At 48.7% G+C, this 13068-nt stretch carries 9 protein-coding genes and 1 tRNA gene; 6 read left to right on the top strand and 4 right to left on the bottom strand.

All coding sequences use genetic code 11. The annotated features are described in order from the left end of the window. The first annotated feature begins 336 nt into the window (after positions 1 to 336). The 5 genes from BIT28_RS01275 to BIT28_RS01255 all read left to right on the top strand — a co-directional run bounded on the left by BIT28_RS01275 (position 337) and on the right by BIT28_RS01255 (position 5672). Positions 337 to 909 carry a sigma-70 family RNA polymerase sigma factor gene (locus BIT28_RS01275; protein WP_075761854.1) on the top strand — a complete coding sequence of 191 codons (573 nt, stop codon included), beginning with the start codon at positions 337 to 339 and terminating at the stop codon, positions 907 to 909. Further along, positions 896 to 1609, top strand: coding sequence for a DUF3379 domain-containing protein (locus BIT28_RS01270; RefSeq protein ID WP_075761828.1), 714 nt, complete (start codon positions 896 to 898; stop codon positions 1607 to 1609). The genes BIT28_RS01275 and BIT28_RS01270 overlap by 14 nt, the downstream gene beginning before the upstream one ends. Positions 1610 to 1900: 291 nt before the next feature. Further along, positions 1901 to 3151: an outer membrane protein transport protein gene (locus tag BIT28_RS01265; protein ID WP_075761827.1), complete on the top strand. Its 1251-nt coding sequence runs from the start codon at positions 1901 to 1903 to the stop codon at positions 3149 to 3151. A 345-nt stretch (positions 3152 to 3496) separates the two neighbouring features. Next, positions 3497 to 4825 carry an outer membrane protein transport protein gene (locus BIT28_RS01260; RefSeq protein WP_075761853.1) on the top strand — a complete coding sequence of 443 codons (1329 nt, stop codon included), beginning with the start codon at positions 3497 to 3499 and terminating at the stop codon, positions 4823 to 4825. A 199-nt stretch (positions 4826 to 5024) separates the two neighbouring features. Next, positions 5025 to 5672, top strand: a complete 648-nt coding sequence (locus tag BIT28_RS01255; protein WP_075761826.1) for a trimeric intracellular cation channel family protein — start codon at positions 5025 to 5027, stop codon at positions 5670 to 5672. 92 nt (positions 5673 to 5764) lie between these two features. Here BIT28_RS01255 and aroC read toward each other — a convergent pair whose 3' ends face one another. The 4 genes from aroC to BIT28_RS01235 form a co-directional block, all read right to left on the bottom strand. Then, entirely contained in the window at positions 5765 to 6850 is a 1086-nt protein-coding gene (gene aroC, locus BIT28_RS01250) for a chorismate synthase (RefSeq protein WP_075761825.1), read from the bottom strand. A gap of 214 nt (positions 6851 to 7064) precedes the next feature. After that, positions 7065 to 8195 carry a 23S rRNA pseudouridine(2604) synthase RluF gene (gene rluF, locus BIT28_RS01245; RefSeq protein WP_075761824.1) on the bottom strand — a complete coding sequence of 377 codons (1131 nt, stop codon included), beginning with the start codon at positions 8193 to 8195 and terminating at the stop codon, positions 7065 to 7067. Positions 8196 to 8365: 170 nt separating this feature from the next. Next, positions 8366 to 11503, bottom strand: a complete 3138-nt coding sequence (locus tag BIT28_RS01240) for a multidrug efflux RND transporter permease subunit (RefSeq protein ID WP_075761823.1) — start codon at positions 11501 to 11503, stop codon at positions 8366 to 8368. Continuing rightward, positions 11503 to 12588, bottom strand: a complete 1086-nt coding sequence (locus BIT28_RS01235) for an efflux RND transporter periplasmic adaptor subunit (protein ID WP_075761822.1) — start codon at positions 12586 to 12588, stop codon at positions 11503 to 11505. The genes BIT28_RS01240 and BIT28_RS01235 overlap by 1 nt, the downstream gene beginning before the upstream one ends. A 236-nt stretch (positions 12589 to 12824) precedes the next feature. Between BIT28_RS01235 and BIT28_RS01230 the strand changes: the two genes are divergently transcribed. Beyond that, positions 12825 to 12909 (top strand) — tRNA-Tyr (locus BIT28_RS01230). The last annotated feature ends 159 nt before the right edge of the window (positions 12910 to 13068 follow it).

Below are 13068 nucleotides of genomic sequence, written 5' to 3'. Positions count from 1 at the left end.
TGGTTATAATTTACACGGATAAAATCCATGCAAGGTATAAGTCAATTAACATAAAGCCAATTGCAAATCAGGCAGAGCCTGATAGGAGAAAGTAAAGTCAGCCTTCAAAAGGAAGTTGTCATCTTGCTCAACAGATAGTAACCATACAAAAACAGACCTGTTCCACAGAACCGAATTCAATGCTTACCATCAGATGACGTGAACTACTATAGCTTCCTCACGGGGACACAATTTGAACCAGATCAATTTTAGTGCTGATAATCCGATGAATCATGCAATCGCTGAATAAAACGAGCTGAATAACGGCCCAGCGGTTTCTTTTTGATGGGCAAATTTATGATTAAGCAATTTTTTCGTAAGAAAAAGACGGATGCCTCGGTCTCTGTAGACATGAATAAGCAAAGACGGTACGAAGCCCTTGTCCGGGCCTGGCATCGGGACTTATATCGCTACGCCTACTGGTTATGCCACGATCCTCATATCGCCGAGGATCTTGTGCAGGAAACCTGTCTACGTGCGTGGCGCTCTCTCGACAGCCTACATGATGACAAAGCCGCCAAGTCCTGGCTGATCACAATCCTTCGCAGGGAAAACGCGCGTCGTTTTGAGCGAAAACAGCTGGATTTGGTCGATATTGATGACTATGCCATCGCAGATACCAAGCATCAGGGCTCCGAGATGGATGTCGAGCAGCAGATCTTGCACAAGCAGATTATGAAGCTGGCACCAGAATACCGGGAACCATTAGTGTTGCAGGTTATGGCTGGGTTTAGCGGCGATGAAATTGCCGAAATCCTCGACCTAAACCGCAATACTGTAATGACACGCTTGTTCCGCGCCAGAAATCAATTAAAAGAGCAAATTGAAAAGCAATCCGAGCGGAGGGGCCAACAAAATGGACGATCTTGAATTCCGTCGTCGTATCCTGGCAGATCCTAACGATACCAGTCAGGAAATGATCGCAGCAAAGAATGCATCGATAGCCAACCGAAAGCTATCGGATGAACTATTGCAGCTCGATGCCAAGCTTGAAAGTATTTTAAAAGTCGATGTGCCCGATGATCTTGCTGATCGTATCTTGTTTCACCAATCCGGACAGCCTGAGCAGAATCGAGGAAAAACGCGATTCCATCTTGCTATAGCCGCCTCTATCGCTTTTGTCTTCGGTTTGTTTGTCGGTCAGTTCAACTCTCAAATTGTACCGGCCGGTGCCACCAGTGAAATTGCACAGGTCGCGATGGAGCATGTCTACACCGAAGCCCCATTTATTGAAGGTATAGACGAATCGGTCACGCTACAGCAGGTCAATGCCAAACTAACGCCTTTTGGCTCAGAACTGACCAGCTTGCCCGGTCATGTTTACTATGTAAACCATTGTGGTTTTGGCGATAAAAATGCGCTTCATATGGTCATGGCAACCGAAAACGGCAAAGTGACTGTATTCGTCGTGCCTGAGCAGCAACCCAAAATGTCATCGTTCAGTGACAATAATTTGAACGGGGTGGTGATGCCTGTTCAAAATGCGAGCTTGATAGTGGTTGGCGAGAAAGGACAAAACGTCGCCCCTATAGCCGAAAGCCTGGGCTCAGATCTTAACTGGGAAATTTAACCCACTTGCCTCACAATAGCGGTCATTCCCTGGAATAATGGAAATGACCGCACCTATTCCCCTGAAAAATAAAGCAATTTAATTTGTTACCTTGGTTGCATATTTTCGATTTTACCATCCCTTTCCTCGATGAATATTCGCTAGAATCCTTCCCTAGTTATTAACTTTGCAATAACAACCAATAAGTTACTAACTGGTCTGATTTGATACGTCAGGCTACCCACCTACAATCGTGCGCAATCTGCAAAAATAGCAGATAAATGCAGTATATGATTAGGAATAACAATAAATATGAATAAGAAGCGTCTGTTTACAAAATCTGTGGTTGCAGTAGCAATCACCATGGCATCGCAGCAAGCACTGGCTGCCGGTTTTCAGCTAAACGCACAATCTGCAACCGGCCTTGGCCGTGCTTTCGCCGGTGATGCCGTTATCGCTGATAACGCATCAGCAATGGCTCGTAACGCAGCAGCAATGTCGTTATTTGATGCGCCGGCGATCTCGCTGGGTATCAATGCTATTGATACTGATATCAAAGTTAAAAATGCACAATATACAAATGTTCTTCAACAAACTAGCTCTATTGATGATGAGCAGATTGGAGACATTTCATATGTACCTAACATCTACTATATCCACCCAATCAACGACAAGTGGGCGGTAGGTGCCGGTATTTATTCTAACTTCGGTACCAAAACTGAATTTGGTAGTGATTACGAAGCCAACGAATATGGCGGCATGACCGATGTGAAGAGTATCAACTTTGCCCTGAGTGCCTCTTACCGCATCAACCAGCAGTGGAGTGTCGGTGGTGGTCTGGATGTTATTTATGGTTCAGGTAAACTTCAGCGTACAAACAAGACGCTAGAAGGTTTAGTTGAACAACAGACAACAGTCGCAGGACCACTGGTTGATATTGATGCTGACGGCGTCGCTCTAGGCTGGAACGTGGGTACGGTTTATGAACTGAATGATAATAATCGCTTTGGTTTTTCCTACCGCTATAGCCCAGAGCTAGAAGCTGATGGCGATATGTACTACCAGCCAGGTGGCGGCGATATCAGTAACGAAAAACTGAAGATGCCTCTGCCTGATATGGCGGAATTCTCTGGCTTCCATAAGCTAAATGACAAATTCGCTGTACACTATAGTGTGCAATGGATTGGCTGGAGTGCTTTTGACAAGCTAGAAACAACTGGCAATAAAGAGCTAAACACCTACGAATGGCAGGATGGTTGGCACTACGCTTTGGGTGGTACTTACTACCTAAACAACGACTGGACGCTACGTACCGGTTACATGTATGACACCAGCGCACAGGATCAGAAAACATCAATCTCTGTACCTGATTCAGACCGTCAATGGTTCTCTGGTGGCTTCACTTATCACCTAGATGCCAAGTCCAATATTGATGTTGGTGTTACTTATCTTCTTGGTGAAGATGTTAGTGTTGTTGAAAACAGCAATGGCCTAACAACCATTGCGGGTACTACCCGTGCTAATGCATGGCTATACGGTATCCAGTACAGTCGTTCATTCTAATTCAGCGAACCTTTTCGTTTGAGTTTATAAAAGGGAGCCTTTGGCTCCCTTTTCTAATTTTAACCCTAACTACTTGTCATTTATAACTTTTACTACTCAACGCTACTTTTCTTCGCTATTTTCAGTGAACACTACGTCGCTGAAACCCTCTATTTCATATACATGTGTACGCTGAAATCTCATCCGACCAGAATGATATGAGTATTTTTTACCAGATATAACACCAGGATTATAAAACTAACCAGCATAAACAACTTAATTATTATCAAGAACAAAGAATAACTTAAAGCTTTTACTCTAAAGCGTATGATTCGCAGCATTACGTTTCAGCGAACATATAGACTGATGAACAAAAATAAAATTACTCTTTCTTTGGCAGCAGCAGCAACTTTAGGCATGAGTGCCAATGCAATGGCAGCAGGCTTCCAGCTGGCAGAATACTCGGCAACAGGCCTTGGCCGCGCGTTTGCCGGTGAAGCAGCAATGGCAGACAATGCCAGCGCCCAGTTCCGCAACCCGGCAATGATGACCTATCTAGAAGGAACGCAGCTCTCTGTTGGTGCAATCTATGTCGATCCGAATATCGATGTCGATGGCAATATTGAATACGGCCCACTTAAAGCTAATACTAAGGCTAGTGACGTCGCTCACTCAGCGGTCATCCCTAACTTTTATCTTTCACATCAAGTCAATGACAAGTGGACTGTAGGCTTAGCTATTGCGACTAACTATGGTATGGAAACAGAGCTAAACGGTAACTTCTACGGAACACTGTTTGGCAACGAGGCAATGGTTAAATCTGTCGAAATCAACCCGAACCTTGCTTACAAGATCAATGATCAGTTCAGTATTGGTGGTGGTGTTCGCTATGTGATGGGCGAAGGTCATTTTGGTGCCTCTCTGCCAAGCTCTTTGCCTGCAGGTGCAGAAGCACTTCTGCAGTCAAACCCGCAGGCTGGACAGCTATTGTCCCAGCTTAAGGGCAAAGACCTTAAGTACATGGAAGGTGATGATACCGCATGGGGCTGGCAGCTAGGCGCTGCCTGGCAAATCAACCAGGATCACCGCATTGGTGTGAACTACCGCTCTGAAGTTGATTTCAACCTTGAAGGGGATGCTTCCGGTCTGTCATACACTGGTATAAGTGGGATCCAAAAAGGTACCAAACTCCCTGGTAGCATGGAGCTAACCCTGCCAGCAACAGCTGAAATTGCCAGCTTCCACCAGCTAACTGACAAGTTTGCGATGCATGCGAGTTTCAACTGGACAGACTGGAGCAGTTTTGAAAAGTTAGTTGCAGTCATTCCAGGCCATCCAGATAGCCCTGATACGATTAAAGTAGAAAACTGGAAAGACAACTACCGCCTTGCCGTAGGTACAACCTACCAGCTAAACAACAAACTGGCGCTTCGTTCTGGTGTCGCATACGATACCTCTTCTGTTGATGAAGAATACCGTACCCAGACTATTCCAGAAACTGATCGTTTATGGCTAAGCATTGGTGCTGGTTATAGCTGGTCTAAAAATCTAAGCTTCGATGCCGGCTTCACTTACATCTTTGCTAAAGATGCGAAAATGAAAGAAGAAATCGAAGACATTCCAGGCCTAAGCTTCAACGGTGAAACCTCTGGCAACGTATGGCTAGTTGGCGTACAGGCAAACTACAAGTTTTAATGACAGGCTGAAACTAGAAACTAGATTTTAGCTACGTCCATCAAGAGAGTGTATTGATATGCACTCTCTTTTTTATTGCTCGCACCGCATGCATGAATTCAATTAATCCATAAAGAAAGAAATTTCATTCGACGTCACAAAAATTGCCTCATAGAATCGCATCTTTCTTAGCATTCTTAGTATTTCATCAATTTTTCTCATGCTTTTAACAACACTATACATCATCGGAATAACTGCCGAGGCTATGACCGGCGCACTGGCTGCCGGCAAGCGTCATATGGACTGGTTCGGGGTCATGCTGGTTGCCAGCGCGACTGCAATCGGCGGCGGTACAGTACGCGATATATTACTGGGCCACTACCCGCTCGGCTGGGTGGCAAATCCCCAATACCTTGCGATTACTTGCCTGGCCGGGTTGTTTACAACCATGGTGGCTCCGCAGGTTGTCCGCTTTCACAAAATATTTGTTCTGCTCGATTCTCTGGGACTGATTGTATTCAGTATCATCGGCTGTCGGGTAGCCATGGATATGGGCCTGTCTCCGCTTATCTGTATCGTAGCCGCAGTGGTGACTGGGGTCTTCGGTGGGTTGCTACGGGATTTAATCTGTCGTCGTACCCCCATGGTGCTGCATAAAGAGCTGTATGCATCTGTCGCATTCATGGCTGGCGGAATGTATTACACGATGATGTATTTTGCCGTACCGGAAACAATAACGACGATTATGACTCTGGTTGTCGGCTTTATGGTACGTGTTGCTGCCGTGCAGTTTGGCTGGCGCCTGCCGATATTCAAGTTCGAAGAAGTCGGCAAGGTTGAAGCCAAAGAGCTTGATTCACAATCCTGACAACGGGTATCAAACATTCCGTTGGATATGCAGGCAAACAAAAAGCGAGAGGCTTTCACCTCTCGCTCTTTTTAATCTCAAATCGATAATGATCAGATCTTCGGTGTTTCTGTCACCACATCGGCGTTCTGACCACGATGGCGCAGCAGATGATCCATCAGTGTGATCGCCAGCATCGCTTCAGCAATCGGCACCGCGCGGATCCCGACGCACGGGTCGTGGCGACCTTTGGTGATCACTTCCGTGCTCTCGCCCTGACGATTAATGGTTTCGCCCGGTACCGTAATACTTGATGTCGGCTTCAGGGCAATATGTGCAACCACATCCTGACCGGACGAGATGCCACCCAAAATACCGCCGGCATGATTGGTTTTAAAGCCTTCCGGTGTCATCGCATCACGATGTTCGCTGCCGCGCTGCTCAACCACATCAAAACCATCACCAATCTCAACCCCTTTTACCGCATTAATACTCATTAGCGAGTGGGCAATGTCGGCGTCAAGACGGTCAAAAACAGGCTCTCCCAAACCAACCGGTACATTGCTGGCTACAACCGTCAGCTTGGCACCAATGGAGTCGCCTTCTTTCTTCAGTTTACGTATCAACTCGTCAAAGGCTTCAACCTTGTCGGCATCCGGACAGAAAAACGCATTTTGCTCAATCTGATCCCAGTCAACCTTATCAATGGTGACATCTCCCATCTGAGAGAGATAAGCACGCACCTCAATACCATGCACTTGCTTCAGGTACTTTTTGGCCACAGCGCCAGCAGCTACACGCATCGCCGTTTCACGGGCTGACGAACGACCACCGCCGCGGTAGTCACGAACTCCGTACTTTTGGTGGTAGGTATAATCAGCATGTCCCGGGCGGAACTTATCCTTGATGTTGGAGTAATCTTTTGAGCGCTGGTCGGTATTTTCAATCAGCAGACCAATCGAGGTACCGGTTGTCTGGCCTTCAAAAACGCCAGACAGAATCTTTACTTCATCGGGTTCACGACGCTGAGTTGTGTACTTGGAAGTACCTGGACGTCGACGGTCCAAATCATGCTGCATGTCCGCTTCTGTCAGTGCAAGCCCCGGAGGACAGCCATCAATGATGCAGCCTAGTGCCAGGCCATGGCTTTCACCAAAGGTAGTGACGCGAAAAAGTTGTCCTATCGTATTGCCTGCCATTACTTCCTCTGTTCTTTTCGATGTTTCTAAAATACCCGCGCAACATTTGCCTTGCCGGGATCATCATAGTTGTGTTTTCGTTAATGAGTACATAGTGCAAATTAGTCGCAGGGAATGCAAGAGGGGAAATACGCTTATTATCGGCAATTAAAATGTGAAGGGGATATAAGGGGGGATATAGCGAGAGAAGGCTCTCTCGCTATACAAGCAGAAATTACGCGTCTTTTTTCGATTTCCACTTCTTGATGCCGCTTGAGCCAGAATTGCGGCCACGAGAGAAATCATTGTCACGGCTAGATCTGCCATCGCCTGACTTACCTTGGCCTGATTTTCCTTGACTTGGCTTATTGTGGCTAGGCTTGTTGCCACGCCCAGGGCGAGAGCCTCGGCGTTCGTCTGAGCGTGAATCCTCTTGATCGCCTGAACGGCGCTTGCGGTTAAACTCGCCTTTGCCCTTGTAAGTTTTGTACTGAATCTTGCCGCCATTACGCTCAGCTGCATCTTGCTGACGACTGTCAAACAACTTGGCATCCGTCGCTTTTTTGATGGATTTGCCTTTGCCATCAACCTGCGAGGCTTCCTCTGTACCGCTGGAATCGGAAATCAGGCTATGAATCTCAGCAATTTCTGCCTCTGTCAGGTAACGCCATTTCCCATTCGGCAATCCATCGATGCTGATATTCATAATACGAACACGGCGCAGCTTGAACACGTCATAACCCAGTGCTTCACACATACGGCGGATCTGGCGGTTCAGTCCCTGTGTCAGCACAATACGGAACGAGTAGGTCGTTTCCTTGGTGACTTTACATGGCAAGGTGACGGTGTCGAGGATTGCGACACCCGAGGCCATCTTGTCGATAAATTCCTGGGTGATCGGCTTGTCTACCCGAACCACATATTCTTTCTCGTGCGAGTTACCGGCACGCAAGATTTTGTTGACGATATCACCGTCATTAGTCAGAAAAATCAGACCGTCTGATGGCTTGTCCAAACGACCAATCGGGAAGATACGCTTACGGTGACCAATAAAATCGACAATATTATCTTTTATATGACGCTCGGTAGTACAGGTTATGCCTGTTGGCTTGTTAAGCGCAATATAGATTGGCTTTTCTTTGGCACGCAGAGGCCGGTCATCGACCAGTACTTCGTCGCCCGGTTGTACTTTCATGCCCATTTCCGGCTCTTGGCCATTGATGGTCACTCGGCCTTGATCAATAAGCTTGTCCGCCTCACGGCGTGAGCAAAAGCCCGTATCACTGATAAATTTGTTTAAACGTACTGCTTTTGCCTGATTCTGGTCGGCATTGTCAGTTGAATTCTGAGGCTGATTCTGAGACATGGTGTTCTTCTTTGCTATGCGTTTCACAACGCGATCAAGGTCAGTTAGTTGGCTATACCCTCTAATTCTACCAACCCCGTAGGGTGCTGGAAAAGAAATTATGTTTAATAGCGAAAAAAACCGCCCAGATGGGCGGTTTCATTTCAGTCAAAGAACAGCGCAGAAGGCTATTAGCTCTCTTTTGCTGTCGGCAGCTCACCATGATTCGAGCGACCGACATAATCTTGCTGCAGGGCTTTTTCCAGCTGTTCGGCAACATGACCCGGTGATGCCGTTTTCTCCGACATCAATCGATACATCGCAGGGATCACCAACAGGGTCACAAAGGTAGCAAACGCCATGCCGAAGAAGACAACTGTTCCGACAGCAATCCGGCTTTCAGCTCCCGCCCCTGTCGACAGAATCAAAGGAACAGAGCCAAACAAGGTAGTAAAGGCTGTCATCAAAATCGGGCGCAAACGACGCTCAGAAGCATCGATAATTGCCTGCTCGAATGCAACACCCTTGTCACGTAGCTGGTTGGCAAACTCAACAATCAGGATACCGTTCTTGGTTACCATCCCAATCAGCATGATCATCCCGATCTGGCTGAAGATATTCAGACTCTGGTTTAAGATCAACAGCCCTGCCAAGCCACCGAAAATCCCCATCGGCACTGTCAGCATCACCACCATCGGGTTGATGAAGCTCTCGAACTGGGCAGCCAATACCAGGTATGCCACCAGCAAGGCCAGACCAAATACCAACAAGATACTGCTCTGGTTTTCACGGAAATCCTTTGACTCACCGGCATAGTCAATCACGATATCGCTCGGCAATATTTCCAATGCCTTGGCATCAAGAAACTCCAGGGCCTCACCCAGGGTATACCCAGGTACCAGACTCGCTTTCAGGGTGATGGATTTCTGCTTCTGGTTATGGCTCAGCTTCTGGGCAGACACCACTTCCTCAACCTCAGCGACAGACTCCAGGGTGATCAGCTGACCGGAACGGGCGCGAACATAAATCTGACTCAGATCCGTTGCATTGTTAAAGCTGTTCTCATCCCCGCGCAGGTAGACATCATATTCTTCACCGCGATCAACAAACGTCGTTTCGGTACGACCACCCAACATGATCTCAAGCGTCTCGGCAATCTCGGAGACTGGAATACCCAGTTCACCCGCACGCTGGCGGTTTACGGTAACCACCAGCTCCGGTGTCGTCTCCGCATAGTCCAGATCAGCGCCTTCCATCATCGGACTGGCTTCGGCAATATCCATCAACTGACTTGCCCACTGGAACAGCTCGTCATAATCCGCCCCGTTAAGGACAAATTGGATCGGCTCGGAAGACCCGCCACGAAAGCCCGGCATAAACGGCCATACGCGTACATCCGGGATCCCCTGTAAGGCCTTGCGAACCACACCAAGTGCCTCGGTCGCAGTGACAGTGCGATCTTCCCAGTTCTCCAATGCCATGATCACAAAGCCAGTCTGATCCCCGGCGTTGCCACCAAACGCTGGCGTCTGGATCGACAGCGACTTAATCACACCCTCACCGACCATCGGCAGCAACCGACGTTCAACCTCTTCGACATTACCGACCATACGGTTATAGCTGGTTCCTTCAGCCCCTTTGACAAAAGCAAAGATCACCCCGCGATCTTCCTGCGGCGCCAGCTGAGAAGGGACAGACTTCATCAGCACGACACTCAGGCCAATGAAACCCAGCACAATCAATGGCGCAACATATCGGTAGCGCACCGAAAAGCTCACTACCTTGCGGTATCGTGCTTCCAGCCTGCCAAACATACTATCAACCCAAAGGTTAAACTTGCCGGGCTTCACACTGGCCTTTAGCAGCTTGCTGCCCAACACCGGACTCAGCGTCAGAGCCACCAGGGACGAGAAGATAACCGCGACCGCCAACAGCACCGAAAACTCGGTAAACAGCGGGCCGACCATGCCGTCCATAAAGGAAATAGGCAGGAAGACCATCACCAGCACAACGGTTGTAGCCACGACGGCAAAGCCAACTTCACGTGTTCCTTTGTACGCCGCAAGCAGTGGCGGCTCGCCCTTTTCAATGTGGTGATAGATGTTCTCCACCACCACGATGGCGTCATCCACAACCAGTCCGATAGCCAGGATCAGCGCCATCAGTGTCAGCAGGTTGATAGAGAACCCCAGGAAGTAGGCCACCATAAAGGCAGATATCAGTGAGACCGGTACAGTGATTGCGGGGATCAAGGTTGCCCTTGCCTGCCCGATGAAAATATAGAGCACCAGTACCACCAGCATCCCGGTGACAAACAAGGTACTGTAAACTTCGCTGATTGAGCGATCGATAAACACCGTCGAATCATAATCGACATAAAGCGACGTCCCTTCGGGAATAAAACGCTGCATCCGCTCAACTTCGGCATGAACATCAGCAGCCACATTCAGCGGGTTGGCATCTGTCATGGTCACCATGCCTAAGCTCAGGTTAGAAACACCGTTATTTTTAAAGGTCGCATTCTCGTTCTGGGCACCAATTGTCACCCTGGCGACATCTTTAAGATAAATCGGTGTGCCATCATCAGCCGTACGAACAACCAGATAGGCGAAGTCATCAGGCGTCCGGTACAGGCGCGCGGTCCGTACCGACATGGTTGTCGTGTCATTACGCACTTCCCCGCCCGGCAACTCGACATTCTCGCTATTAAGGGCACTGACGATATCTTTAGTTGTCACCCCGCGACCGGCCATCTGCTCCGGCATCAGCTTCACATACATAACCCGATACAGGGCGCCGCTTAGCTGCACCGAACTGACACCATTTATTAAGCTAAAGCGGTCCATCAGCACCCGCTCGGCGTAATCAGTCAGCTGGGTCCGATCCATAATGCTCGACGTCAGGTTGATATACAGCGCCGGCTCGTCGGAACCATTGTCTTTCGACACCACCGGATCGTCGGCTTCATCCGGCAGACGTCGCTGTGCCCGTGAAACCGCATCACGAACATCACTGACGCCTTCAGTCAGGTTCCAGCCCATCTCGAACTCAATCTTGATCCGCGAGATACCATTGCGGGTCGTCGATTTAATGCTGTCTATCCCGCTGATCCCCGATAACTGATCCTCCAGTACCGTGGTGATCCGGCTTTCCATAATTGTTGCCGAGGCCCCTTCATAGCGCGTCGAGATACTGACCACCGGATTTTCGACATCCGGCATTTCCCGAACTGCCAACTTAGAAAAAGAGACAATCCCGAAGACACATAGCAGCAAACTTAAAACGATTGCGACAACCGGGCGCTTAACGGAAACATCAGATAACCACATCAGGCACTGTCTCCCGATTTAAGCGGCTTCTTTGCGGTTAAGTCATTGACCCTGGAACCGTCACGCATGTTAACCAGCCCCTGCACGACAATACGATCACCAATACTAATGCCGGACTCAATCACAACCTCGTTCTCGACACGGGCCCCGAGTGTTACCTCGGTGCGGCGGGCGATATTTTGCTCATCGACCAGATAGACAAAGCGCTTGGTACCGGAGTACTCCAGTGCCTGTACGGGAATAATGGCGGCATCATGCGGGGTAAAGCCAATGGTTGCTGCCATCAGCATGCCCGGCTTAAGCTTGTTGTCGCTATTGTCGAAATTCACCCGCACCTTGATATTGAGCGAGTCTGCCTGCACCCGGGAATCGATAGCTTGGATCTCTCCCATAAACTCACGTCCGGGCCAGGCCTGACTGGTTGCCGTGACTGACATTCCCTCACTCATAAAAGAGAGGTACTGCTCGGGTACCTGAATATCGAGACGCATCGAAGAGAGATCATCAAGAGAAAATAACTCGCTGCCAACCGTCAACATGTAACCCGGGCTGATATCAATCAGTCCGACGGTACCGGCGAAAGGGGCATGAATGGCATGATCATCAAGTTCGGCTTTCGCCGCTTTCAATCTGGCATCTGCAATGTTTACGCTAGCCTGCTGGGCATCAATCTCAGTTTGGGTGATCGCACCGCGCTTCACCAGGCTTTTGAACTCGTTTAATTTTCGCTTTTCATCATTAAGGTATGCCAACGCCTCTTCGTAAGCCGCCCGTGCTTTGGCATCATCAAGCTGAACCAGCAATTCGCCCTTGGCGACCTTATTATTGACACCGACAACGATACTATCGACCTTGGCCGCAACCTGAGTAGCAACATTCACCGAGCGCTGGGCTTCCAATTTACCGATCAGTGACAGTGACTGGGCAACCGGATGAGAAGATACCTCCCCGGTTGTCACCGGGATAAACCGGCCTGCACCCGGGGCGGCTTTTTTCTCTGCCGCGTGAGACTCGCCCTGAAAATACAAAAAACCACCACCGGACAGAGCAGCGGTCACCAATGCTGCTACGAGGATTTTTTTCATAATAAAAAACGCCTAAAGAAAACTGGTTGAATAATATCGAAACCAGAGCGCTAACGGGGTAAAGAAATGTAAAGTTACGCAATAATACGTTCATCTGTCCGGAATCTGGTGCGAACAAATCGTCGGTAATGTCCTGACAAGCAACAATATGATGAAAATTACAGCAGGCAGACAGAATTTCGCAGGAAAAGGGTTTACAGCAACGTATTGTTTGATATTATCCGCACCGCACTTGTGGAGGGGTTCCCGAGTGGCCAAAGGGATCAGACTGTAAATCTGACGGCTCTGCCTTCGATGGTTCGAATCCATCTCCCTCCACCATTATTCTTGAAAGCTGTTCCTTATTTGTTGTAAGGTACATCTTTCCGGCCTAAACAAGCCTTGTTGGCTTGTTGCCAAAGCAACACCCCGTGGAGGGGTTCCCGAGTGGCCAAAGGGATCAGACTGTAAATCTGACGGCTCCGCCTTCGATGGTTCGAA

It is taken from the genome of Photobacterium proteolyticum (assembly GCF_001939735.1).
GTDB lineage: Bacteria > Pseudomonadota > Gammaproteobacteria > Enterobacterales > Vibrionaceae > Photobacterium > Photobacterium proteolyticum.
Note: the sequence above shows the minus strand (reverse complement) of the source record. Positions and strands in the feature narration are given on the sequence as shown.